At 68.6% G+C, this 716-nt stretch carries 1 pseudogene; it reads right to left on the reverse strand.

Features of this window, described 5'->3' with window-relative positions:
- Nucleotides 1-716: pseudogene (locus tag ACFFIC_RS29905) on the reverse strand (IS5/IS1182 family transposase); the annotation flags it as partial.

Raw genomic sequence — 716 nt, forward strand, 5'->3', positions numbered from 1 at the left:
GCCGGCCGTGCTCGTCATGTCGGGCCGCATCGACGGGCACGTCGCCACATCGGTGATCACCTGGACCCGGTCGTCGTCGCACGTCTCTGTCACGTGCACCTTGTACCCGGTCCAGTGCAGCTGCCGCTTCATGCTGAAGTGCGCCTCCGGGTCGTAAGGTGACTGGACCCGCTCGGCCACCGGCGGCAGCTCCGAACTGGAGCGCCAGCGCAGCCGCCCGGCGTCGCGGGCATAGTGCACGCGCCATACGTCGCGCAGCGTTTGGACCATGTGCACGGCACAGGCCGCGGCTGGTGCGCCTGGCCCGTCCAGGGCAGCCAGAAGGAGGAAGCCGTCCTCCCCGACCACCAGGGCGAAGGCCTCCCGCTTGTCCTGACCCTTGGGCAGCCGGTACTCCTCGGTGCGGCGCCCATACCGCTCGAACCAGGCCGGCGGCGAGATCAGGCGCAGCCAATCCGGCACAACCGCGGCGAGGTCGTCGAGGGTGGCGCGAAGCGTCTCAGCCACGAGTTCCATGAGGTTCAGGTCGTGCACGGCGGCCAGCACGTGTGTGCTGTCGGTGCGCTGCTTGCCACGAGCCTTGACCAAGCCACGGTGCTTAAAGCCCTCGAGCATCTTGTCCAGCAGGAGGTGTTCCGCCCGGCCCGCCACCAGGCGAGCCCGGAACTCGCTCAGAACACTGAAGTGGAACCCCGGGTCGGTCAGTTCGAGCCCAA

The sequence above is a fragment of the Muricoccus vinaceus genome (assembly GCF_042433125.1).
GTDB classification, from domain to species: Bacteria; Pseudomonadota; Alphaproteobacteria; order Acetobacterales; family Acetobacteraceae; genus Roseomonas; species Roseomonas vinacea.